Origin of the sequence: Roseovarius sp. EL26, from assembly GCF_900327775.1 — a bacterium.
GTDB lineage: Bacteria > Pseudomonadota > Alphaproteobacteria > Rhodobacterales > Rhodobacteraceae > Roseovarius.
In genome coordinates this window covers 22,721-45,748 of the sequence record NZ_OUMZ01000006.1, presented here as the reverse complement: position 1 = coordinate 45,748, position 23,028 = coordinate 22,721, and the positions used below count along the sequence as shown (strand labels likewise).

Here is a 23,028-nt window from a genome sequence, read left to right as displayed (position 1 = left end):
ATGGATCGTAAAACCCAATGCCTTGAAGACATTCGTATGCGGATTTTGACGCTGGATATTGCCCCTGGCAGTGATCTGGACGAGGCCGCTTTGTGTGAGCAATACGGCATCTCGCGCACGCCGATGCGTGAGGTATTTCAGCGTTTGAGCGGTGAAGGATATCTGCGGAGTGAGCAAAACCGTGGCACTAAAGTGGCCTCCATGGATCTGACGTCTTTGCGGATGTTCTTTCAAACCGCACCGATGATCTATGCGAGCACCACCAAGCTGGCTGCAGAAAACCGCCGCATCAGTCAGATTGAAGAGTTGAAAGAGATACAGCGCGCCCATGGGGCGGCGACCCTTGATGGCGACGCTGGGCAGTCATCCATTATGAACCACCGGTTTCATTGGAAAATTGGTGAGATGTCACAAAACCCGTATTTGCTGCCCAGCCTCAACCGCATGCTGATTGATCACACCCGTATGAGCCAGACATTCTATCGGCCAAAATCCGAAGACGACCAAAACCGTATCAAAACAGCGATTGAGCATCACGAGCAGATGATCGAAGCAATCGAACAACAAGAGCCAAACAAGGCGCTCGAGCTCACTTTGGAACATTGGAATCTCTCCCGCGATCGATTGGAGCAGTTCGTCAGCCCGGACCCGCTGCCAATCGACGTTTTTGCCATGAAGGACATGAAACATGCAGTTTGAAGGGATATGGACACCCATCGTCACGCCCTATAACGACGACTTTACCGTTAAAGAGCAAGAGCTTGCAGAAACGGTTGAGTTGTTGATATCAGGTGGCGTGCACGGAATTATCGTGGCTGGGACAACCGGTGAATACTACGCCCAGACTTTTGAAGAACGTGTTTGGCTGATGCAGCGTGTCAAGGAGCTAATCAAAGGTCGCGTGCCTTTGGTTGGTGGAACCGGCGCCATTCGCACCGAAGACAGCATTGAATATGCCAAAGTGGCCAAAGATCTAGATATGGACGCCATTTTGGTGGCCACCCCGCCTTATGCTGTTCCTACCGGTCGCGAGGTTGCCTTGCACGCACTGGCCATCGACCGCGCTGTCGATATGCCGGTGATGCTGTATAACTATCCGGGTCGGATGGGCGTGAACATGGATGAAGAGACGCTGGACCGTCTTGGTCGCTCCCCGAATTTCTGCGGAATCAAGGAAAGCTCTGGCGATATCAACCGCTTGCACATGATTGCCCGTGATTACCCGCATCTGGGTTTGCTATGCGGCATGGATGATCAGGCACTGGAATTCTTTGCTTGGGGTGCCAAAGGCTGGGTCTGTGCCGGCTCAAACTTTGCACCCGAAGCGCACGTTGCACTTTATCAAGCCTGTGTGATTGAGGGCGACTACACCAAGGGTCGGGCCATCATGTCGGCGATGATGCCGCTGATGCGGGTTTTGGAGCAGGGCGGCAAATTTATTCAATGCATCAAGCATGGCCTCAGCACGCGTGGCATTCAAGCAGGCCCGCCGCGCAAGCCACTGCAGCCTTTGAATAAAGATGACAAGCGCGCGCTCGAAGAAGTGATCCGCACCATGAACACGGCGATTGCCAAAATTACGGGAGAGGCCAAATGACCGACCTTCTGACACGCGACGAATACGGCGCAATCGCCGCCGACATCGATTTCCCTGCCACACCGTTCGTTGATGGCAAATTCCGCAAGGGTTCTGGCCCGATGATGGAAACCGTCAATCCAGCCACGGGCGAGGTGATCACCAAAATCAGCACTGCAAACGCAGATGACGTTGATTTTGCGGTTCAAAAAGCACGCGAGGCCTTTGATCGTGGTGAATGGTCACGCCTGCACCCAAGTGAACGCAAAGATGTCTTGATCCGCTTTTGTAAGCTGATCACGCGACGTCGCCGTGAATTTGCGGTGATGGAAAGCTTGGACAGCGGTAAGCCGATCCTAGATTGCGAAACTGTTGATATTCCTGAAACCATTCACACTATCAAATGGCACGCCGAGCTGATTGACAAGATCTATGATCAAACGGCCCCAGCAGGTGATGACGCAATCTCTATGATCGTGCGCGAACCTGTAGGCGTTGTGGCCGCTGTTCTGCCTTGGAACTTCCCACTGTTGATGATGGCCTGGAAAATCGGTCCGGCACTGGCGGCAGGGAACTCCGTCATCGTGAAACCCGCCGAACAAACCAGCCTGACCGCCCTGCGCCTGGCCGAGGTTGCACATATGGCAGGCATTCCGCGTGGTGTTCTGCAAGTGCTTCCCGGTGATGGCCCCGGCGTAGGCGAGCCTTTGGGCCTGCACGCCGATGTGGATATGGTCAGCTTCACGGGCTCAACTGAAACCGGTAAACGCTTCCTTCGCTATTCTGCAGACAGCAACATGAAAAAGATCACGCTGGAATGTGGTGGCAAAAACCCCTGTGTTGTTCTGGATGATGCCGAAAATCTGGATAACGTTGCCGAGCATGTCGTTAATGCCGCGTTCTGGAACATGGGTGAGAACTGCTCTGCGGCGTCACGTTTGATCGTTCACAAGGCTGTCAAAGGTGCGTTGATGGAGCGGATCGTTGCCCGCATCCGCGATTGGAAAACCGGTGACCCACTGGACCCACAAAACCACCTCGGTTCGCTGATAGACAGCGAGCACTGCGCCAAGGTTAGCAGCTACCTTAAGGGCAAGGCTTTGGTTGGCGGCAAGGCTGACGGCAACTTTGTTGCTCCGACTGTCTACGAAGTGTCCAAGGACGATGCCAAAGCGCGCGAAGAAATCTTTGGTCCTGTTTTAGCTGTGATCGAAATTGCTTCAGAAGAGGAAGCGATCGCGCTGGCCAATGACACCGATTACGGCCTTGCGGCATCCGTCTTTACCAGTAATGTCCGTCGCGCCATTCGCGCTGCACGCGACATTCGGGCTGGAACAGTGACTGTTAATTGCTACGGCGAAGGTGACATTAGCACGCCGTTTGGCGGTTACAAACAGTCCGGTTTTGGTGGTCGTGATAACTCAATCCACGCCCATGACCAGTTCACCGAAATGAAAACGATCTGGATCGACTTGAGCGATCCGAAAGAAGGGGACAACGTAGGATGAGCGTTGACGCAGTAGGAAAAACCCGCCGCGGGCGTGGTGCACGTAAATCCGCCCGTCAGGCGCGTGATTTCACCATGTTGCCGGGCCTCAAGCGCAAGATGCCCCTGACCGAATTGATGGATCAGGAACAGGTCGAGCGTATCGATGCGGCCTCTATGCACATTCTGGAAAATGTCGGTGTGCATTTCCGTGATGAGATTGCGATTGAGGATTGGAAACAAGCCGGGGCCAAGGTTGTTGGTGAAACAGTTTATCTGGATCGTGAACTTGTGCGCGAGCTGATCAAGACGATCCCGGAGACGTTCACATATCACGCCCGTAATCCGGCCAATAACCTGCCGTTTGGCAAGAAAAATGCCGTATTTGTGCCTATGACGGGTGCGCCCTTCCTGCGTGATTTGGACGATGTACGTCGCAACCCGACGCTGGATGATTTGGCGAACTTCCATAAGCTTAGTCATATGCTGCCAGCGCTGCATAGCTCTGCCCACCATATTGTAGAGCCCTATGATCACCCGATCAGCCAACGCCACCTGCGGATCACCTATTCATCGATGAAACACTCGGACAAAATGTTCATGGGCATGACCACCTCGCCCAAGAATGCCGAAGATGTGTTGGACATGTGTGCCATCCTGTTTGGTGAGGAATTCCTTGAAACCCACCCGGTTGTTACAGGCAATTGCAACGGTAACTCACCTTTGGTGTGGGATGAAACGATGCTGGGTGCAATGCGCGCTTTTAGCAGGCGCAATCAACCGGTTCTATGCTCACCCTTCGTTTTGGGTGGTGCGAATACTCCGGCCTCAGTCGCGCCAACGGTCGCACAGCTGAACGCTGAAGCATTAAGCGCTCTGGCCTACACGCAGGTGATTCGCAAAGGTGCGCCCGCAATCTATGGCCACTACCTTTCAACCGTCAGCATGAAATCGGGCGCGCCAATGGCGGGTACGCCAGAGATTAGCATGATGAACATGATGATCGGGCAAATGGCGCGTTTTTACGGTGTGCCGTGGCGATCTTCGAATACCCTTGGTGGGGCCAAGACCTTTGACGCGCAGGCCGGTTACGAATCCGCTACCACGCTGATGGCGTTGCAAATGGCGGGCACCAACTACATGTGGCACTCGGCCGGCTGGAATGAGGCGGGCATGCACTGCTCGATGGCAAAATTTGTGGTCGATGCAGAACAATGCGCGATGGCTTACCGCATGGCCCAAGGCGTTCGCTGGGATGATTTTGATGAAGCTCTTGCCGCTGTCGGTGATATTGGCCCGGGTGGTCACTATCTGGGTCATCCGCATACGCTCGAAAACTTCCAACGCGCGTTTTTTATGCCAGAGCTGTTTGACAACAACTCGATCGAGCAATGGCAAGCCGAAGGCGGAGTTGAGGTCAATCAGCGGGCATTGCAATACACCCGCGATCTGCTCAACTCTTACGAAGAGCCTAAACTTGATGCCGGTGTGAACGAGGCCCTTTTGGATTACATCGCACGCCGAGAACGGGAGATCCCCGCAGCGGATGCATTGAACCAGGATTACTGATGCGTATCAAAGAACTGCATATCTACCAGTATGACCTTCCGGTCAAAAACGGGCCGTATACGATGTCTAACTCGTTGATTTGGGCATTGGAGACGACCTTGGTCAAACTGGTAACAGATACGGATATTGAAGGTTGGGGAGAAGTTTGCCCCCTGAGTGCAACCTACGAAAAATCACATGCCAAGGGCGCGCGCGCCGCGTTGGAAGAAATGGCACCTGGCTTGATTGGTAGCTCCTGTTTGCCACTTTCAGTGCATCATAAGATGGACAGCCTGTTGATGGGGAACAATTACGCCAAGGCCGCAGTTGATATTGCCGTTCATGACGCTCTGGGTAAGCAGCTGGATTTAAGGGTTGCTGACCTGTTAGGCGGAGCCGTGACGGAGCGTGTACCATCTTACTATGCTATCGGAATCGAGGAGCCAGAAGAGGCTGGCCGCATTGCGGCTGAAAAACGTGACGTTGGTTTTCCACGTCTGCAAGTCAAGGTCGGCGGGCGTGATCCACAAATAGATGTCGCTGTTGCACGCAAAGTCTGGGAGCAGATTCAAGGAACCGGGATGCGATTGGCATTGGATGCCAATCGTGGCTGGACCACACGGGATGCGCAGTTCGTCAGCCGCGCATGTTCGGATATTCCGTTGGTGATCGAACAACCCTGTGCAACCGTGCAAGAAATGCGTGCGATACGCCCGTTGTTAAACCATCCGCTCTATATGGATGAAACATCTGAAGATCTTGCCAGTGTTGTTGAAGCAGTTGGCACTGATCTGGTGGATGGATTTGGCATGAAGATCACACGCATCGGCGGGCTGCAACCTATGTCCACATTCCGTGATATCTGTGCGGCCCGCAATCTGCCCCATACTTGTGATGATAGCTGGGGTGGCGATGTGATCGCAGCTGCATGCACACATATCGGTGCCACGGTTGACCCTCGCAGGCTCGAAGGGGTCTGGCTGGCGCAGCCGTATATTGAAGGGCACTATGATCCTGAAAACGCTGTTAAGACCACAGACGGACATATCGACCTACCCGAAGGACCTGGTTTGGGTGTAACCCCTGATGCATCACTGTTTGGGGCGCCGATTGCCTCGTTCGGGGGATAAGCCATGCGCAATGATCCCCTACTGCAACCTTTTCAACTGGGTCATCTGACCCTGCGCAACAGGGTGGTTAGTACGGCACATGCCCCGTCATTTGTTGAACAGGGGCATCCACGCGATCGCTATCGCCTGTATCATGAGGAAAAAGCCAAGGGCGGTATCGGGCTTACCATTATGGGCGGCTCGACCAACGTGTCGCCTGATAGCCCGTCAGTTTTTGGACAGGCTTATGCCGGTAATGACACCATTGTGCCTTGGTTGGAAAAACTGGCCAAAGGCGTACAGGCGCATGGATCAGGGGCGATTATCCAATTAACCCATCTGGGGCGGCGTACCGTTTGGGACAACGCACATTGGTTGCCAGTTATGGGGCCATCCGCCGTTCGCGAACGTGCGCACCGTGCCGTGCCCAAGGTGATGGAGCAAGCTGATATCGACCGCGTTATTCATGATTTTACTGCGGCTGCGATGCGGGTTCAAAAGGCTGGTTTTGACGGGATCGAGCTGCTGGCACATTCGCATTTGTTGGGTCAGTTTATGTCACTTGCAACCAATTTTCGCGACGATGAATACGGGGGATCGCTTGAAAACCGCTTGCGACTGACTTTCCAAGTATTAGACTCTATTCAGTCTGAAACAGGTGAAAATTTCATCATCGGCATGCGTTTGACCGGGGATGAAGAGCTTGAAAACGGGTTGAGTGCTGACGAATGTGTCACCATCGCGCAGATGATCGAACGCACAGGTCAGGTAGACTATTTCAATGTTTTGGCAGGCGCGCCCTACGATGATCTGGGTTTGGCGGGTTGGGTAGCCCCGATGGGCATGCCGTCCGCGCCACATCTGCCCGTCGCCGGGCGTATTCGACAAGCGGTGAAGCTGCCCATTCTGCACGCGGGCGGTATTTCAGATACTGCCACAGCACGCCATGCCATCAGCAGTGGCGCGGTTGATCTGGTGGGGATGACCCGTGCACATATGGCGGACCCGCACCTAGTGAACAAGCTCATGCGCGGTGATGAGGAACGTATACGCCCCTGTGTCGGGCTGGGATACTGCGTGGACCGGGTCAATCAAGGCAAGGCGGCTGTTTGCGGCCAGAACCCTGCCACTGGCCGAGAAGGCCATTTGCCGCATGTGATCACGCCGTCGTCTAGCAAACGCCGCACCGTGGTTGTTGGCGGCGGGCCAGCGGGTATGGAGGCGGCGCGCGTGTTGGCTGAGCGTGGGCATGTAGTCACTTTGCATGAAGCTTCAGATCGTCTTGGCGGGCAACTGCGTTTGGCCGCCAAAGGCACAACCCGCCGCAACACCATTGGTGTTTCAGATTGGTTAGAAGCGGAATTAAGCCAGCTTAGTATCGATATTCACCTGAATAGCTATGTCGAGGAAGAAGAGATCCTGTCAGATGCACCGGACTTGGTTGTAATTGCCGCAGGTGGTTTGCCAAATGAATTGGACTTCAGCGGCGCAGAGCTCACCACTTCGTCTTGGGACGTTCTGTCAGGCAGTGCACGGGTGTCTGGATCGGTTTTGGTTTTGGATGAAATCGGTGATCAACCCGGTGCTGTCACTGCTGATGCGTTGGCAAGCATGGGGGCCCAGGTCGCGCTGGCCACTCCTGATCGCGCTCCGCATCATGAATTGGGCCCCACAACCGGGGCCGTCGCATTACGTGACCTCTATGCCCATGGCATTCGCTATCTGTCTGATACGGATTGCACGAGGTTAACCCGCGACGGCAACCAGTTGCGCGCCAGCCTGCGAAACGTTCTGACGGGACAGGTGGATGACGTGCTTTTTGATCACGTGGTTGTCGAAAACGGTACCCTTCCGAATGATGAATTGTACCATTCTCTTTGCGCGCAAAGTCGCAACAAGGGGCAGCTTGATATCTCCGCATGGGTCGAAGGTGGCCCGGTGTTGCCATCAGGCAAGCCTGAAAGAGGTTTTGACCTGATCCGGATTGGCGATGCCATTTCATCACGCAACATGGCCGCAGCGATGCACGATGCGCTGCGGATCTGTTCACATGTGTAAACACCTACAAAGGAGGTCGTCCAATGAGATTTGAGGGAAAATCAGCGCTGGTTACTGGGGCTGCGGGCGGCATTGGCCAGGTATTGGTCGCAATGTTGCGGGCCGAGGGGGCCAAGGTTGCGGTTAGCGATCGAGACAGCTCAGCGATCGAAGCTGACGTACATATCGATGGCAACTTGCTCGATCCTGCATTCTGCGATGCGCTTCCCGGTAAAGTGATCGAGGTTTTGGGTGGGCTCGATATCATTTGTAACAATGCGGGTGTGATCACCCGTGGCGACATCACCGAAACAAGTGATGACGATTACAATCTGACCATGGGCGTTAACGTTCAGGCACCATTCCGTATTTGTCGCGCTGCCATTCCTCTCATGGCGGAAACAGGCGGAGGAGCAATTGTGAATACCTCTTCATGTTGGGGGTTGAGGCCGGGGTCAAACCATCCACTCTATGTGATGTCCAAAGCGGCGATTGCATCGCTTACTCAATGTTTGGGGCGTGACCATGCGCATCAGGGGATTCGCGTAAATGCAGTGTGCCCGAATGAGGTGAACACTCCCATGCTGCGCACAGGGTTTGTCGTGCGCGGTTATGATCCTGAAAAGGCGGTTGAAGAGTTGAACAAAACAGTGCCCGTTGGCCATATTGCAGAACCCGAAGAGATCGCAGATGTGATCTTGTTTCTTGCCTCTGATGCGGCGCGCTACATGTGCGGCGCGCTGGTTGAGGTTAACGGTGGGAAACCGGTGACATGAGCCGGTTTGCGGGAAAGGTCGCACTGGTTACCGGGGCTTCCAGCGGCATGGGGCAAGCAACGGCTCGGAAGTTGGCTGAAGAGGGCGCGCGGGTCTTAACAGCACAACGTGGTGCAACAGAATTCGAAAACATCGTGGCGGATTTCAGTGATCCAACAGCGCCGGAGCAGGTGATTGCGGCTGTGGAAGAGCAGGCCGGGCAGTTGGATGTTCTGATTAACAACGCTGGCGTCATGCGCGAAGGCACGGTTGAAGAAACCTCCGAGGAGGATTGGCACCTGCAATTGCAGGTCAACCTGACCGCACCGTTCTTGCTCACCCGTCATGCCATGCCTCTGCTCAAGCGGGGTGGCGGGGCGATTGTGAATGTCGGTTCGATCGAAGGGTTGGGATCTAATCCGCGTCATCCGGCCTATTGCGCGTCTAAGGCTGGGCTGCACGGATTAACCCGTGCGGTTGCGATTGATCACGGTAAGGACGGCGTGCGCTGTAATGCGGTTGCCCCCGGCTGGATCGATACGCCGCTGAATGTTGATTTCGTTGAAAGCCTTGGTAACCCAGAGGCATTTCGTCAACAGATTGGAAAAATTCACCCTATTCGCCGTACGGGCGCACCGGATGAAGTGGCTAAACTGATCTGCTGGCTTGCCTCGGATGAGGCGAGTTTTGTGACCGGGCAAATTTATACTATTGATGGTGGCCGCACATCACAGTTGAGCCTGCCATGAAAGTGAAACAGCTGCCTTGCGATCCGGGGAACACCGGGTGGAACGCGATTTTGCCTGCGGCACCTGCGGCGCAGGAGCTGGAAGAGAATAAGGTAGCTGACTGGTTGGTAATCGGTGGCGGTTTTGCGGGTTTGGCAGCGGCACAGCGGTTGGCTCAGTTGCATCCAGATACTTGCATTGTGGTGTTGGATGCCAAACGCATCGGGCAAGGCCCTGCAGGGCGCAATACCGGTTTTATGATCGATTTGCCGCATGATCTGGCGTCCGAGGATTACGGCGGTGCACTGGAAAAGGATCTGGCGCAAACCCGAGCCAACCGGGCCGGTATTGATTTTGCTGCAAGCATGGCTGCGGAATTTGGCTTTGATGAGGAAACCTTTGTAAAGTCCGGTAAAATCAACGCCGCGGCTAGTGATAAAGGTCACGAACATAACCTTGATTTTTCCAAACACCTGACTGAGATGGGTGAGGTTAACGAGCTGTATGATACCGCGCGTATGATTGAAATTACCGGCAGCAGTTATTACAAAAGTGGATTGTTTACGCCCGGTACGGCGTTGATTCAGCCAGCAAAATTTGTGCGTGGCGTGGCGCAGGGGTTGCAATCCAATCGCGTTTCGATCTATGAGAATTCACCGGTTGTTGAGCTGAGTAAGGGTGCTGATTGGGTCGCTAAAACGCCAAAAGGTTCAATTACAGCCCCCAAAGTAATCATGGCCACCAACGGCCATGCCAACAGCTTCGGATATTTTTCGGGGCAGCTTTTGCATGTCTTTCTTTATGGGTCGATGACACGGGCATTAACACCTGAGGAATGTGAGCGTCTTGGTGGACGGGATCGTTGGGCACTAACGCCGGCGGATCCCATGGGGTCCACTGTGCGACGCATTTCCGGCACCGGCGGTGACCGGATCATCATGCGCAACCGGTTCACCTGCGATCCAAACCTGAGCGTGCCAGAGGGCCGGGTTGAGAAGATGGGCCGCAGTCATGACAAGTCCTTTCAAGCACGTTTTCCTATGCTGAGCGGGGTCGAGATGGAACACCGCTGGGGCGGGCGCCTGTGCCTAAGCTGGAACAGTGTGCCTGCACTGGGTGAGGTTGATGAGGGGATGTTTTCAGCCTGCTGCCAAAACGGGCTAGGCGTGGCCAAGGGCACGTTGCATGGCATGCTGATGGCTGAAATGGCCTCGGATCATAAATCTGATTTGCTTGATCAAGTCATGTCTCAGGACGCTCCTAAACGCCTGCCACCAAAGCCACTTACGTTTCTCGGGGCCAATGTCACCATGCGTTGGGGTGAATTCAAAGCTGGTCGTGAGCTTTAGACCAGAATTAGACAAGACAACAAAAAAGCCCGCCTAATTGGCGGGCTTTTCTGTTTTGATCACACAAAGCTTAGTGGGATTTTTTGCCTTTGATCGGCGCCCAGATCCGCTTGTTGGTCAGGTACAGCAGGACAGTCAGAAGTGTCAGGAAAATAACGCCTGACAGACCGGCTTGTTTACGTGCCATCATTTTCGGTTCTGCGGCCCACATCAGGAAGGCAGAAACATCTTCTGCTTCATGGTGCAGTTCGTTCGAGTGCCCATCTGCAAATTCCACATCTTCGCCCGCCAGTGGTGGTGCCATGGCAATCCATCCGCCGGGAAAGGCTGTGTTTTCGTAGAAGGTTGTACCTGCTTCTTCCTTGGTTTCACCGGTGTAACCGGTCAAGAGCGATGTGATATACTCTGGTCCGCCCATGCCTTTGATCAGCTGGTTGATCCCGGTTCCGGCAGGGCCGTGGAAACCCGCACGCGCCTTAGCCATCAGGCTCAAGTCAGGTGCTTCTGCCAGATTGGATGGTGGAAAGTGGTCAGCTGGTTTGGCTGGACGTGTATCGTCTAGCTCATCGTCAAACGTCTCGAAGTTCTGCTCGGCATAGGCCCGAACCTGATCTTCTGGCAAGTGTGGCCCACCTTCGTCACCCAAGGTGCGGAAGGGAACATACTGCAGCCCGTGACAGGCCGCGCACACTTCGGTGTAAAGCTGCAAACCGCGTTGAAGCTGGTTTTGGTCAAACTTGCCGAATGGTCCCTCGAAGGAGAAGTCCACATCTTCGATGTGACCTTCCCCACCAGCAGCCCATGCACCGCCTGCCAAAAGGGTCAGGGCAGTAACTGTGGCAATGCCTAGTTTCTTCATCATTATCCCTAGTCCTTTCTTATTCAGCCGGAGTTTCGGCTTTGCCGTAATGCGCTTCAAAATCGGCTTCGATCGTTTCTGGTGGTGTGGTTGGTTTTTCAATCACACCCAGAAGCGGCAGGAGGACCAAGAAGTAGGCGAACCAGTAGGCTGAAGCGATCAGTGAAATCCAGTCATACGGGAAATCAGTTGGTCGTGCACCGACCCACATCAAAACGATAAAGTCGACGACCAGAATCGCAAACCACCATTTGAACATTGGGCGGTAACGGCCCGAACGCACAGAGGATGTATCCAGCCACGGGGCCAGCGCCATGACAGCAATCGCACCAAACATTGCCAGAACACCAAAGAATTTCGCGTCAACGATGCCACCAGTGATCCAGCTTGTCAGCTGTACGACCCAAACATCAGCCGTGAACGCACGCAGAATGGCGTAGAACGGCAGGAAGTACCATTCAGGCACAATATGTGCTGGTGTCGCCAGGGCGTTCGCTTCGATGTAGTTGTCTGGGTGGCCCAGATAGTTTGGCATGAAGCCAACAACTGCAAAGAAGATCACCAAGATCAGCGCCAAAGCAAACAGATCTTTCATCACGAAGTATGGCCAGAACGGCAGGGTATCTTTTTCTGCTTCTTCTTTCGATCCGCGGCGAACTTCAACACCTGTTGGGTTGTTGTTACCGGTGGAGTGAAAGGCCCAGATGTGCACGGCAACTAAAGCTGCGATCACAAATGGCAGCAGATAGTGCAGCGAGAAGAAGCGATTCAGTGTGGCGTTATCCACCGCTGGTCCACCCAAAAGCCAAGTCTGGATCGGTTCACCAATCAGCGGGATCGCACCAAACAGGCCAGTGATCACGGTCGCACCCCAGAAGGACATCTGTCCCCATGGCAGAACGTAGCCCATGAACGCGGTACCCATCATCATCAGATAGATCAGCATGCCAACAATCCATGTGATTTCACGTGGGGCCTTGTAGGACCCGTAGTAAAGACCACGGAAGATGTGGATGTAGACAGCAAAGAAGAACAATGACGCGCCATTCATGTGGATATAGCGAATCATATGTCCACCGTTCACGTTGCGCATTATGTGCTCGATTGAGGCAAATGCGATATCAACGTGTGGCGTGTAATGCATGACCAGCACAATGCCGGTAACGATTTGTAGCACCAGACAGAACGTCAGAATAATACCCCAGATCCACATCCAGTTCAGGTTCTTGGGTGTGGGGATCATCAATGTGTCATACAGCAGGCCAACGATTGGCAGACGAGAGTGAAGCCACTTCTCGGCGCCGGTTTTTGGCTCGTAATGATCGTGTGGAATTCCGGACATAATTTCTTCTCCTTATCCCAGCTTGATCGTTGTTGCGTCGACAAAGGCCGCAGGTGGAACCGGAAGGTTCTGTGGTGCGGGGCCTTTGCGGATACGGCCAGCCGTATCGTAGTGCGAGCCATGGCACGGGCAGAACCAGCCACCAAACTCGCCAGCACCGTCACCCAATGGAACACAGCCCAAGTGGGTGCAAACACCCATCATCACCAGCCATTCGCTGTCGGTACCCTCTTCGGCGCCGGGCGGAAGAAGGCCGCGGTTGATATCGAAAGCAGGAGAGCCTGCATCAATATTTGCGTTGCGCGCGTCAGGATCTGGAAGCTCATCCATTGAAACTGCGTTTGCAGCCTCTATCTCTTCTGGTGTGCGGCGACGAATGAACACTGGTTTCCCCAGCCATTTCACAGTCAGCTGCGTGCCGGGTATGACATCGGCGATATCGACACGGATTGAGCTAAGGGCCTGAACATCAGCGGAGGGGTTCATTTGATTGACGAGGGGCCAGACAGCGGCTCCTGTGGCAACTGCACCTGCTCCTGCGGTGGCATAGTAGAGGAAATCCCTACGGGTGCCTTCGTGGTCTTCTGCGTGGGACACGAGGTATTCTCCATTTTCAAAGCCGTAACCGGCCCCATACGATAATAGGGCGCGGAATCCACACCCATCTATTTTGTTGTTTAACGAGGGTTTTAATCTCCGTCCAGTGTGCAATGCCGATGAATTGATCGGGGCGCGCATCTGTCGCGCTTGTGGCAGCGGCGCTACAGGTGTAATGAGTGCGCCATACAGGCAATTCAATCCGGGGTTAGATTGCAATGATGAAGATTACAAATACCGCTGCGGCGGCATTGGTGTTGATGGCTGGTCAGGCGTCAGCTGAACTAGAGCTAAGCTTTTATCTGGGTGCGCAAAGCGTGCAGGAAAGCAGCATTAGTGGCACGTTGCCCGGCGGCACGTCAGTGAGTCGCAATGTCGACTGGGAAGGCCAGCCTTTTGAAAGCCCGTTTTATTACGGTGGTCGGGCGATCTGGTGGACCCAGAGTAATTTTGGCTTTGGCATCGAGGGAACGCACACCAAAGCCTATGCCCCTGATGCAGACCGTGCCGCTCTTGGTGTGGACCGGTTGGAATTTTCCGATGGCCATAACATCCTGACCGCTAATGTCATGAAACGTTGGCCGGGTGCGTTTAAGCAAGAACGCTTTACACCTTATGTGGGCGGTGGTGTTGGGATTGCCATTCCGCATGTGGATATTCAGGTGACGGGCGCCTCTAGCCGCACGTTCGGTTACGAAGTTACCGGACCTGCACTGCGTGGTTTGGCAGGTTTGAAGTATAACTTGAATGAAAAATGGGCGCTGTTTGGCGAATATCAGATCACCTGGTCGGATAACGAGGTCACTGTAGATCCAGCAGCGGGTCAATCTGCCGGCAAACTGGATGTTGAACTGGTGACCCACGCGGTCAACGTCGGCATCAGCTACAGCTTCTAAGGCCGTTATTCGGGCGCGGTGGTTTTCATGCTGTCGCGCTCTGAAAAGACGGCATACCAGTCGTCCAGAGCATCATTGCCCTTACGCCCAAATGGAGATGGCGTAGCTGAAATCAGTTTCATCAGGTGCTCCTGTCTTGAGATGAGTGTTGTAGTGTTAAACTGGTAGATCTCTCATCAACGCTGCCAAATTGATAGTTTGCGCGCCTAACCCATTAGATTCTACCCGATCTGCAGCTCTGAGTCGAACCTCGTCGGCTTTGTTTTGGTTTAGCTTCCACGTGCCATCAATGGTCTCAACTTTCATCCGACATGCTATAATCTGACGCATCATTTTATCCAAAGCGTCGGGTGTCATTTTATCGGCTGTCCACGGCGACTTGGGTCTGAGTTTTTGCTCGTAATAGGCCGATTGCCGATCCAGCAGGTCGCGCAGTTCCTCTGGCGGTTGCAGCTCAATCTGGCCGGTCAAATGCACCGCGACGTAATTCCAGGTTGGCACCTGATCTGTGACCTCGTACCAATCTGGAGAGATATAGCTATACGGGCCCTGAACGGCTAAGCGTGCAGATAATGGTGATGCCAACGCGCGCGCAATCGGATTCGAACGCACTAGATGAAATTCGGCTAGCGACCCATCATCAGACAGGAGAAACGGGATGTGACTTATCAATGGTGGGCCATCAGTTGTGACAGCAAGAACGCCGAACCCATTGTCCCGCGCATATGCGATGTTGGCGTTGTCGCCAGGTTTTCGGAATGCCAGATTTGGATGCACGGTCGTTCTCCTACAGTCTTGTAGGCAGGCTCATGCAAAAGGTTGCATAGCGCAATGGCTATTGTCTTGCTCCAGGAAAACTCACTGGCGCTTGATCTGGCTGCCAGGGCGTATATTTTCGCATGATTCCGGTGAAACGCTGAGATGTCTTGAACTTCTCAAGCCATTCCTTTGCTGATGCCCACGACTGTGCGGAAAACCAGTCTAGATCCACATGTGCGTATTGCCTGACAAAGGGTAAAATTGCCATATCGGCCAATGTCGGCTTTGCGTCCATAAGGTAGTTGGACTGTAGCAGGCGATCATTCAGGATTCGAACGAACTGTGCGGCCTTTTCGCGTTCTGATTGCGCATCTACATTATCATAACGCACAGAATACTTGTAGCGATCCAAAGCGGTTTTAAACGCTCCGTCGCAGTCTGATATCAGCGCCATTCCTTCGTCAGGCATGGCAAGCCAGCCTTCGGGGTCGTTTTGTTTTAGCGCCCAAAGCATGATGTCGAAGCTTTCGTCAATCACCTGATCATCGACTTGTAAACAGGGTACGGTTGCCGACGGGGAGGTCGCCAAGAACGCTTTTGGTTTGTTGCGTAAAACGATTTCCCGTAGAACTACTTCTATATCCGATGATGCAATCGCCAGCCGCGCCCGCATGGCATACGGACAGCGACGAAAGGACCACAGGACAGGTATGCTCATGCAGTTAGCTGTGTGCCAGAAACGCCAATGATTTGCGCGGTCACAATCTGGCTTTCGGGTTGATCAGCGTTGAAGACGACCTCAGTAAACTGTTCTGTCCGACCCATGCGGCTGTTTTCCATCAGGATGTTATGGATTTGACCGACTTGCGACGCGAGATGTTTGGCAACCTGCGCGTCGCCCGCAGCCCGCAAACGCGCGGCGCGGGATTTTATGTCATTGCCATTCACTTGGCTTGGAATCTTTGCAGCTGGGGTGCCTTCGCGTTTTGAATAAGGAAAGACATGCAGCCATGTCAGGTCACAATCTTGCACCAGCTTAAGTGAGTTTTCGAAATGCGCTTCGGTTTCTGTTGGAAAGCCGGCAATGATATCTGCACCAAAGGTCATTTCGGGGCGCAGTTTACGGGCCTCCTCAGAAAACCGGATGGCGTCGTCGCGCAGATGGCGGCGTTTCATCCGCTTGAGAATCAAATCGTCTCCGTGTTGCAGGCTTAGATGCAGGTGCGGCATTAGACGTGGTTCTGTTGCGATGGATTGCATCAGATTCTCATCTACCTCAATCGAATCGATGGAACTGATCCTCAGACGCGCCAGATCCGGCACCAGCTTCAGGATGCGCATCACGAGATCACCCAACTTAGGTTGGGCTGGCAAATCCGCACCCCAGCTGGTCAGATCAACACCGGTTAGGACTACTTCATTGTAGCCTTTATCAACCAGCCGTTTGATTTGATCCACTACAACGCCTGCAGGGACCGAGCGTGAATTGCCCCGGCCATAGGGAATAATGCAAAAAGTACAACGATGGTCGCAACCATTCTGCACCTGCACATAGGCGCGGCTGCGCGTGCCAAAGCCATCGATCAGGTGACCGGCAGTTTCGGTCACCGACATGATGTCGTCGACTTGCACCTTTTCAGTCTCGCCAATGAAATTTGAGGCAAGTCCATTCCAGGTTTCAGGGCGCATCTTTTCGGTATTGCCGATAATGGCATCAACCTCGTCCATCGCAGCAAAGGTTTCCGGCTCGGTCTGCGCGGCGCATCCGGTGACAATCAGGCGTGCGTCCGGGTTTTCGCGACGTAGGCGGCGAATTTCCTGACGCGCTTTGCGAACCGCCTCGGCTGTGACAGCACAGGTATTGATTACTACCGCATTGCCCAAGCCGGCCTGCTGCGACAACTCTTTCATCGCCTCTGTCTCATAGGCATTCAGGCGGCAGCCCAATGTGGTGAACTTTGGTGCGTTGGTCATTGTACCGTTTCCAGAAAATCTTGGGTTAGTACGCCATCACATACGTGCATAGTTGGCCCGGTCATCCAGACGCCATCTTCGCGCCAATCGATCCATAGCGTGCCACCATCGAGATCAATTCGTACCTTACGGCCGGTTAGCCCGCGGCGGGTCGCGGCCACTGCCGTCGCACAAGAGGATGAGCCGGAGGCCAAAGTGATGCCAACACCCCGTTCCCAAACCCGCATGCGCAGATGGTCTGGGCCAATCAGGCTGGCGACCTGTACATTGGTACGTTCAGGATAAAGCGGATGATGCTCATGCACGGGACCAAAGCTTTCTAAATCCACCGCTTCGGCATTCTCAACAAAAAAGGTGCAATGTGGATTGCCCATACCTGTGGCAGTGGGCGCACCGTCAATTGGTAGTTCCAGTGTATCTAACTCGCGCGCCAGCGGCACGTCATGCCACTCCAACTGTGGCTGCCCCATATTGACGGAAGTCAGGCCTTTTCCCGCGTCATGTGCATAAAGTGTGCCGCGCAGTGTCTCTAAAACAACTGAGTCGCATTGGCCTTGTTGCATCAAATAACGCGCAATGCAGCGAGTCGCATTTCCACAAGCCGCCGAAATAGACCCATCGGAGTTCCAGAAGGTCAATCTGGCGTCGACTTTAGGGGCACTCTCAATCACAGCCAACTGATCATACCCGATGCCATTACGCCGGTCTCCGATAGCGATAATGTCATTTTGAGTCAAAGAGTTAACGCGATCACGCATATCGAAGACCACAAAGTCATTGCCAAGACCATGCATCTTCATAAACGAAAGAGTATGTGTGCCAGTTGTGTTCATGCGGTGGCATATAACGCTGCTATTAAAATGAATCCACCATCTGGTGAAAAAATCGTGGTTTTTGGGGTTGACCCTTTTGGCCGCTCTTTCTAGATAGGCCGCCTAGTGGGCCTGTAGCTCAGTTGGTAGAGCAACTGACTTTTAATCAGTAGGTCTCCGGTTCGAACCCGGACGGGCTCACCATTTAATCTAATTGATGTGAGATGACATGTGATCGTTCCTTTACGACACGATTTTGTCCTTTCTCGAGCTAGTCTGCTCGGCAGGATCTATTAATTTTGGTCTATCGATCAAATGGGTGGCCGTGTGACTCAACCCCTCTAATCTTGCTGCCCTTCATTCTTCTTGGATTTTCTCCGCTAGGATGTCACTATGCTTACAAGCGATTTTCGAAAGCCAAATCTCAAGTAAGCGTATCGTAGCCAAATGCTAAAACCATGAATTCATATCTTCAGATTGCCCAATCAGTACTGCAGAAGTCTCGCCAACCCTTGTCAGCACGCGAGATTTTGGATGCTGCCTATCGGCTGCAGCTAGTACCGGAGCATCTCTTTGGAAAGACACAGTACAAGACGCTACAGGCCCGTTTGTCGGAAGATTTGCTGCGGAATCGTAAGAGAACTATTTTTGCGCGCACCGGACCGGGCAGATTTGTGCTACGGGAACAGCTTTGCAAGAAAAAAACAGACAATAGTGAGTATGTAGCGCCACTACGGGCGTATCAGTTAAAGCAGTTCGATGTAATCTGTGCTGCGCAAGAAGACATTGACACTATGTGGACTGCAGGCGCAACAGTCGCTCCTTTTTCAGGCCTCGCGAAGGCATTTACGCGCCAACTTCCATTGCTCGAAGTCGAGAAAGAGCCTTCGCTGGTACACATTAGACTCCTCGTAACCATCAAATGCTTGGACCGTTTTCTAAGCCTAAACTCAACGCTGACAGCTTCTGAAACGTCAGGACGCTCGCTAGGGTTCAGTGGCTACCTGAAAGGCATGGACGCCGATTTGTTTTCGATTGACTCATTTGGCTTCGACGAAGCTTCGCGCCGAACATTGACAGAGCAAACAACTCTACCGAAAGACGACCTTTGCAATCTGACATCGCTTATAGCAGATCATTCTCTGCAATGTATAAAGCGGCTGGATCAAGACGAAGCTGGCAAATCGGTTGTACTATTGACGTCTTATGAATGCCCAGAACCAGATAGGCTGATTTCCCACATTCCAACTCACCGATCACCGAGATGGGTTCAAATACCTTCTGAGATCAATAACCGTGACAGTTTAGAACCTGTATCAAGGGCTATTGTGGATAACCACGTCTTAGACATGACCTAGTTGCCTTTGGCGACCTCAATAACGCGCTTTAGGGGTATCCGACCAACGAGCTCCGCAAGTGTCTTCATCCCTAAACTGCGCCAATTGTCATCTGCTTTTGAAGGATCAGCCATGTCTGAAACAACTCGAAGGACAGCGACCGGTATATGAAAGGACTTTGCTGCAGCGCAGATTCCCCCAGCCTCCATCTCAACGCCTAGTAACTTGTCGACGTTTTCAACCATTTTTTGCCTATGGTCGTCGCTTGCAACGACCTCGTCCACGCTGGCAATTTTTCCTTCACGCAGGGATGGAACTCTTCCATCTGGCCAATCGAAGTTCTCTCTACAGTGCTTTTCCCAATCTGGAACATCAAATTCATCCGAAGTGGCGATCGTGTAAAACGCTTTGGTACAATCAAAGTCGAGTCTTCGGAATTTTGAAACTGCGGCCCCAGCCTCATCATCCGATACTTTGCGGTTTGCTAAATCAACAACGGTTTCTGCGCAGATCACAGTTCCGGGATCAATTTTTGCCTCCTTAAAGCCACCAGCTAGTCCTATGCAAAGAATGAGATCAGGCTTTACATTTTCCGCACCCAAATACCGCATCATTTCCACAGCTGACGCGACTCGACCCATTCCTCTTGGGCATAAGACATCAATCTCAACCCCGTCAATTTCACCAGTTGCAGCAGGGGAAGCCTTTTTAGTCAAGTTTAGCTGCTTGGCTAGTACTTTCAGTTCTTCTTCTAACGCAACAAAGATCGATACTTTCAATTTCTTGTCCTTTGTGATGGTTCTTATCTTTAGCTTTTCGTGCCTTGAAGTTTTGTGAGTTCGGTCTTTTTTGTCGGTTCGGCGAGCCAAGCCATGCTCCAACGAAAGGATAGTTGCAAGTTCTGCGCACGCATCTCCAATTTCCAACGTCTCAATTGCCGTTGGGTCGGCGAAGCTACCGCTGCGCCTTGCTTCCAATTGCGCCCAATCAAAGTTCGTTTTTCCAACTGCCCTCGCAGTATGGTACTGAAGGTCTGTATCGCTTTCGGACATCAACGCAAGTCCAGCATACGCATCAATGAGCTCAACAAATCCTGGCTCCGCGCGTATCCTAACAATAAATGCGGCTGAAGCTTGTAGCAGCATATTAGATGCACCAAATGCGCTCAGGAAATTCTTGAAACGTTTGAAGTTGTAGACAGCCCTCTGTGCAGGCAGGTAAAACACCTCAGGCATATAGGGTATGTCTGAGACCAGAATAAGTTTATACTCTCGACAGTACTCTCCAAAATATATGTTCTGCAAAGCATCACGCATCTCTTTTTGAAGAGGTTTGCCAGCACTAATCAGATTCGGCTGCATAATTGACCATGTGAGAGCCTTACCACTGTCCATTAGCATTGCCGGAGTATCGCGAAGATTTTGGATGACTTCAGGAGCCGCTGCATTGCGGATCCCTTTCCAAACAACGGCCCTTGAGTCTGCCCCCGTTTCAAACCCTTTTACTATCGCGGGACCAATTTTTACATTTCGACGGGTTATTGCGGTTCCGTAGGAGGACAGCGCCTCTAGCCGACTATCATCAAACAACCCAGAGTAGCGATTTCGGGCGGGCGCATATTCACCCCGCTTTTTTTCGGCGTAGTCTGCTAAGTTTCGTTCTCGAATTGGCAGTTGAACAAGACCTGTTTCTAGGTAAGGTGATTGAGCTTCGAAGAGCTCGAAAGCGATGTCATCTTCGATGACAAATCCAGGCGGGGCATAACATGCATTTTCGCACAGTATTGCAGCAGCATTCAGAGGTTCACGCAAGATGCTTGCATGCCTCCCACGATCTAACAATTCATAAACACGAAAAATCTCCCGAGTATCTCGGTTCAAAAAGTGTAGGAACAGGTTCTTTCTCATGCTTGGGCCAAACAAATCGCACGAACTGCACGATCCAGGTCAGCTAGGTCGCCCAAATTTTCAATTGTGAAATCCACTTCCGCTTCGTCTAAGGCAGTTTCCGATCGATGTTTGCCATCTGTGAGAGGATCGAAGACCTGCCCCCTGTTCTTAAGCCGGGACAAACGAAGTTCGTCCGGGGCTACTACTTTGATCGTAATCAGCTTACGTTTTCTTGCTAGTTCCAGATCGCTTTCAAAACGAAGTGAATCGATACAGATTGAGCTGTCATTACTAACATTGAGTAGGGCGGCATTCAGGAAAACCGATGGATCAATTTGAGTAAGCGCGTCATCTATCCGTTGAGTTGAAGATTTGAATTCGTTCCCAAACAACTGCATTGAAATCTTTCGGCAAACCGCTCCGGTCGAAACCCGAGTTGTTCCACAATGCAATTGCAGCAAATTTGCTACCGTAGATTTTCCTGAACCTGACTTGCCAATCAAAGCAATTCTCTTCGAAGAGCGATTTTCTCCGGCATCATTCCCAGACAAAATTTGGTTTACCGCTGCGCAAAATGAAGGGATGTCGCACTGACTTTTCTTGCTAATATCCTCCATCAAATCACTGAAAACCGTGACAAAATGGTTATATAGCTCGGGGAATTTCTCAACTCCCAGCCGTGAATATCTGATCGTAAAAGCGATATGTTCAGGTGTGAACTTTCCGTTCTTCATTAAACGAACAAATGCCAACGCTTGTAATTTATCGATAGCCTTCACTAAGTGCGCTTCAGTCGATTTTTCGTAGAGAACCTCTTCCATCAAAGCCCTGTAGTCGTCGCGCATCGAGGGTCGCAGGCTGCTTGAAATCCGTGTCAGCGCTACCTGCTCTTCATGGAGCTTTAGCTCTCGCATCGCTTGATTGAAAGCGTGCGTGCTTCGTCCTTGGCCATCTTCTCCGACAGGGTCTTTGTCGCCGGTGAAAACCTCGAGCTGGTCATGCAAAAGCGCGAGTTCAATAGCCTTTGCCTTGTTCAAATTTTGGAAGTGCGGCGCAAGAAGCTGAACAGAGCTTGCAACTTGAAACGTATGCGCTGCAACATTCTCGAGAGTTAACTCCCCTGGCTCAACTTCAGCTTCGCTTGTTTCAGTTTCCCAATGGTATTGGCCAAAAAAACGAATTGTTCGTTCCAGCTCAAACATTCGATAGATTTGGTCAATGTCTGCTCGAACTTCTGCCTTAGGGAGTCCCAGAACTTCGTTGAATGTCAAATCAGGGGTTAGCGTCTCTAAAAACATCTTGATAATACTCAAAGAAAATACTGTTTCATCTTATCGCCAAAGTTGTGGGATTGGAACACTTTGCTACTCATTTGACGTAGCGCGGACGGTCGCGAGAGCTCTCATGTGACTCTAATGCGACGACGCGCATGGAAACAATTGTTGGATTTTCGATCACTTTGCCCTGCTCAGAACAAAAAAGCTCAATAGACAGGCTTTGGTGATCGGCGACGAAGTACCAGTGTTCAGTGCCAAAACGACCCGCATTAACCCAGTAAATCTTTATGATAATCTTGGAAATTCTGAGAGCGGTAGTCGCTCGTCGTAGTCCTGCGGATAAGGAATTGCTGCACGATGTGCGAATGTTTGGAATGACTGGCGGCAGTGCAGCACGACGGGTAGAGGTAACTAATTGCTGCCCACTAACACTGGTGAGATTGCATCGGTATGTCTTTATTAACTGATCGCACAAGCTCCAAAGCAGTTGACATAGTCTCCTCAAATTACTTTCATTTTTTTATGACAAGACGTTCCATTCTTATGTTTCTACCATCTCTCGCTTTGGGCAGCGTACTGGCCACGCTTTTGCTCACCACAAACTTTCCCGGGTTGCCGCAAGCCTGGCACTTATCAAACCAATGGAGCGATTGGGCTCTCTCACCGGCCTTACGGCTCATCTGGGCTAGTGCGGCTGT

At 52.3% G+C, this 23,028-nt stretch carries 20 protein-coding genes and 1 tRNA gene; 12 read left to right on the top strand and 9 right to left on the bottom strand.

Translation table 11 applies throughout. The features are described 5' to 3' along the window. The 9 genes from D9A02_RS05225 to D9A02_RS05185 are packed head-to-tail and all read left to right on the top strand — an operon-like array spanning position 1 to position 10,588. Positions 1-699 (top strand): GntR family transcriptional regulator, encoded by a 699-nt coding sequence (locus D9A02_RS05225; protein ID WP_254054556.1) that lies wholly within the window; start codon positions 1-3, stop codon positions 697-699. Continuing rightward, on the top strand, positions 689-1,597 hold the full coding sequence (locus D9A02_RS05220; RefSeq protein ID WP_120499942.1) for a dihydrodipicolinate synthase family protein: 909 nt from the start codon (positions 689-691) through the stop codon (positions 1,595-1,597). The genes D9A02_RS05225 and D9A02_RS05220 overlap by 11 nt, the downstream gene beginning before the upstream one ends. Then, positions 1,594-3,084 (top strand): aldehyde dehydrogenase, encoded by a 1,491-nt coding sequence (locus tag D9A02_RS05215; RefSeq protein WP_120499941.1) that lies wholly within the window; start codon positions 1,594-1,596, stop codon positions 3,082-3,084. Before D9A02_RS05220 ends, D9A02_RS05215 begins: the two co-directional genes overlap by 4 nt. Next, the gene (locus tag D9A02_RS05210; protein ID WP_120499940.1) at positions 3,081-4,631 is read left to right on the top strand and encodes a trimethylamine methyltransferase family protein; all 1,551 of its coding nucleotides are present in this window, start codon (positions 3,081-3,083) and stop codon (positions 4,629-4,631) included. Before D9A02_RS05215 ends, D9A02_RS05210 begins: the two co-directional genes overlap by 4 nt. Continuing rightward, positions 4,631-5,740 (top strand): mandelate racemase/muconate lactonizing enzyme family protein, encoded by a 1,110-nt coding sequence (locus tag D9A02_RS05205; RefSeq protein ID WP_120499939.1) that lies wholly within the window; start codon positions 4,631-4,633, stop codon positions 5,738-5,740. The genes D9A02_RS05210 and D9A02_RS05205 overlap by 1 nt, the downstream gene beginning before the upstream one ends. Before the next feature lie 3 nt (positions 5,741-5,743). After that, positions 5,744-7,777 (top strand): NADH:flavin oxidoreductase, encoded by a 2,034-nt coding sequence (locus tag D9A02_RS05200; RefSeq protein WP_120499938.1) that lies wholly within the window; start codon positions 5,744-5,746, stop codon positions 7,775-7,777. Between the two features lie 23 nt (positions 7,778-7,800). Next, a complete protein-coding gene (locus D9A02_RS05195; protein WP_120499937.1) occupies positions 7,801-8,532 on the top strand; it encodes an SDR family NAD(P)-dependent oxidoreductase in 732 nt (243 codons plus the stop codon). After that, complete coding sequence (locus D9A02_RS05190; protein ID WP_120499936.1) at positions 8,529-9,260, top strand: SDR family NAD(P)-dependent oxidoreductase; 732 nt, start codon at positions 8,529-8,531, stop codon at positions 9,258-9,260. Before D9A02_RS05195 ends, D9A02_RS05190 begins: the two co-directional genes overlap by 4 nt. Further along, positions 9,257-10,588 (top strand): FAD-binding oxidoreductase, encoded by a 1,332-nt coding sequence (locus tag D9A02_RS05185; protein WP_120499935.1) that lies wholly within the window; start codon positions 9,257-9,259, stop codon positions 10,586-10,588. The genes D9A02_RS05190 and D9A02_RS05185 overlap by 4 nt, the downstream gene beginning before the upstream one ends. 70 nt (positions 10,589-10,658) lie before the next feature. Here the strand turns inward: D9A02_RS05185 and D9A02_RS05180 are convergent, their stop codons facing one another. Genes D9A02_RS05180 through petA form a run of 3 tightly spaced genes read right to left on the bottom strand, consistent with a single transcriptional unit; the run spans position 10,659 to position 13,386 of the window. Then, positions 10,659-11,450, bottom strand: coding sequence for a cytochrome c1 (locus tag D9A02_RS05180; protein ID WP_120499934.1), 792 nt, complete (start codon positions 11,448-11,450; stop codon positions 10,659-10,661). 16 nt (positions 11,451-11,466) lie between these two features. Continuing rightward, the gene (gene petB / locus D9A02_RS05175; RefSeq protein WP_120499933.1) at positions 11,467-12,789 is read right to left on the bottom strand and encodes a cytochrome b; all 1,323 of its coding nucleotides are present in this window, start codon (positions 12,787-12,789) and stop codon (positions 11,467-11,469) included. 12 nt (positions 12,790-12,801) lie between these two features. After that, on the bottom strand, positions 12,802-13,386 hold the full coding sequence (gene petA, locus D9A02_RS05170; RefSeq protein WP_120499932.1) for a ubiquinol-cytochrome c reductase iron-sulfur subunit: 585 nt from the start codon (positions 13,384-13,386) through the stop codon (positions 12,802-12,804). A 218-nt stretch (positions 13,387-13,604) separates the two neighbouring features. On the opposite strand from petA, the gene D9A02_RS05165 reads away from it, so the two are divergent. Beyond that, a complete protein-coding gene (locus tag D9A02_RS05165; protein ID WP_254054555.1) occupies positions 13,605-14,282 on the top strand; it encodes an outer membrane protein in 678 nt (225 codons plus the stop codon). A gap of 156 nt (positions 14,283-14,438) precedes the next feature. Here D9A02_RS05165 and D9A02_RS05160 read toward each other — a convergent pair whose 3' ends face one another. The 4 genes from D9A02_RS05160 to dapF are packed head-to-tail and all read right to left on the bottom strand — an operon-like array spanning position 14,439 to position 17,848. Next, positions 14,439-15,059, bottom strand: coding sequence for an FMN-binding negative transcriptional regulator (locus tag D9A02_RS05160; protein ID WP_120499931.1), 621 nt, complete (start codon positions 15,057-15,059; stop codon positions 14,439-14,441). Between the two features lie 58 nt (positions 15,060-15,117). Further along, a complete protein-coding gene (locus D9A02_RS05155; protein WP_120499930.1) occupies positions 15,118-15,759 on the bottom strand; it encodes a glutathione S-transferase in 642 nt (213 codons plus the stop codon). Further along, on the bottom strand, positions 15,756-17,015 hold the full coding sequence (gene mtaB / locus D9A02_RS05150; RefSeq protein ID WP_120499929.1) for a tRNA (N(6)-L-threonylcarbamoyladenosine(37)-C(2))-methylthiotransferase MtaB: 1,260 nt from the start codon (positions 17,013-17,015) through the stop codon (positions 15,756-15,758). The genes D9A02_RS05155 and mtaB overlap by 4 nt, the downstream gene beginning before the upstream one ends. After that, positions 17,012-17,848 carry a diaminopimelate epimerase gene (dapF, locus tag D9A02_RS05145; protein ID WP_120499928.1) on the bottom strand — a complete coding sequence of 279 codons (837 nt, stop codon included), beginning with the start codon at positions 17,846-17,848 and terminating at the stop codon, positions 17,012-17,014. The genes mtaB and dapF overlap by 4 nt, the downstream gene beginning before the upstream one ends. 107 nt (positions 17,849-17,955) lie before the next feature. On the opposite strand from dapF, the gene D9A02_RS05140 reads away from it, so the two are divergent. Beyond that, positions 17,956-18,031: transfer RNA gene (locus D9A02_RS05140), tRNA-Lys, on the top strand. A 254-nt stretch (positions 18,032-18,285) separates the two neighbouring features. Beyond that, positions 18,286-19,185 carry a winged helix-turn-helix domain-containing protein gene (locus D9A02_RS05135; RefSeq protein WP_120499927.1) on the top strand — a complete coding sequence of 300 codons (900 nt, stop codon included), beginning with the start codon at positions 18,286-18,288 and terminating at the stop codon, positions 19,183-19,185. On the opposite strand, the gene D9A02_RS05130 is transcribed toward D9A02_RS05135, so the two are convergent. Both D9A02_RS05130 and D9A02_RS05125 read right to left on the bottom strand, forming a co-directional pair. Then, positions 19,182-21,071: a hypothetical protein gene (locus tag D9A02_RS05130; RefSeq protein WP_120499926.1), complete on the bottom strand. Its 1,890-nt coding sequence runs from the start codon at positions 21,069-21,071 to the stop codon at positions 19,182-19,184. The genes D9A02_RS05135 and D9A02_RS05130 overlap by 4 nt on opposite strands. After that, positions 21,068-22,351 carry an HD domain-containing protein gene (locus D9A02_RS05125; RefSeq protein WP_120499925.1) on the bottom strand — a complete coding sequence of 428 codons (1,284 nt, stop codon included), beginning with the start codon at positions 22,349-22,351 and terminating at the stop codon, positions 21,068-21,070. The genes D9A02_RS05130 and D9A02_RS05125 overlap by 4 nt, the downstream gene beginning before the upstream one ends. Positions 22,352-23,028: the final 677 nt, after the last annotated feature.

Excerpts from the sequence above, each read along its gene's own strand:
- D9A02_RS05225 (WP_254054556.1), top strand. The coding sequence starts at position 1 with ATGGATCGTAAAACCCAATGCCTTGAAGACATTCGTATGCGGATTTTG.
- D9A02_RS05220 (WP_120499942.1), top strand. The coding sequence starts at position 689 with ATGCAGTTTGAAGGGATATGGACACCCATCGTCACGCCCTATAACGAC.
- D9A02_RS05215 (WP_120499941.1), top strand. The coding sequence starts at position 1,594 with ATGACCGACCTTCTGACACGCGACGAATACGGCGCAATCGCCGCCGAC.
- D9A02_RS05210 (WP_120499940.1), top strand. The coding sequence starts at position 3,081 with ATGAGCGTTGACGCAGTAGGAAAAACCCGCCGCGGGCGTGGTGCACGT.
- D9A02_RS05205 (WP_120499939.1), top strand. The coding sequence starts at position 4,631 with ATGCGTATCAAAGAACTGCATATCTACCAGTATGACCTTCCGGTCAAA.
- D9A02_RS05200 (WP_120499938.1), top strand. The coding sequence starts at position 5,744 with ATGCGCAATGATCCCCTACTGCAACCTTTTCAACTGGGTCATCTGACC.
- D9A02_RS05195 (WP_120499937.1), top strand. The coding sequence starts at position 7,801 with ATGAGATTTGAGGGAAAATCAGCGCTGGTTACTGGGGCTGCGGGCGGC.
- D9A02_RS05190 (WP_120499936.1), top strand. The coding sequence starts at position 8,529 with ATGAGCCGGTTTGCGGGAAAGGTCGCACTGGTTACCGGGGCTTCCAGC.
- D9A02_RS05185 (WP_120499935.1), top strand. The coding sequence starts at position 9,257 with ATGAAAGTGAAACAGCTGCCTTGCGATCCGGGGAACACCGGGTGGAAC.
- D9A02_RS05180 (WP_120499934.1), bottom strand. The coding sequence starts at position 11,450 with ATGATGAAGAAACTAGGCATTGCCACAGTTACTGCCCTGACCCTTTTG.
- petB (WP_120499933.1), bottom strand. The coding sequence starts at position 12,789 with ATGTCCGGAATTCCACACGATCATTACGAGCCAAAAACCGGCGCCGAG.
- D9A02_RS05165 (WP_254054555.1), top strand. The coding sequence starts at position 13,605 with ATGATGAAGATTACAAATACCGCTGCGGCGGCATTGGTGTTGATGGCT.
- D9A02_RS05155 (WP_120499930.1), bottom strand. The coding sequence starts at position 15,759 with ATGAGCATACCTGTCCTGTGGTCCTTTCGTCGCTGTCCGTATGCCATG.
- mtaB (WP_120499929.1), bottom strand. The coding sequence starts at position 17,015 with ATGACCAACGCACCAAAGTTCACCACATTGGGCTGCCGCCTGAATGCC.
- dapF (WP_120499928.1), bottom strand. The coding sequence starts at position 17,848 with ATGAACACAACTGGCACACATACTCTTTCGTTTATGAAGATGCATGGT.
- D9A02_RS05135 (WP_120499927.1), top strand. The coding sequence starts at position 18,286 with ATGAATTCATATCTTCAGATTGCCCAATCAGTACTGCAGAAGTCTCGC.
- D9A02_RS05130 (WP_120499926.1), bottom strand. The coding sequence starts at position 21,071 with ATGAGAAAGAACCTGTTCCTACACTTTTTGAACCGAGATACTCGGGAG.
- D9A02_RS05125 (WP_120499925.1), bottom strand. The coding sequence starts at position 22,351 with ATGTTTTTAGAGACGCTAACCCCTGATTTGACATTCAACGAAGTTCTG.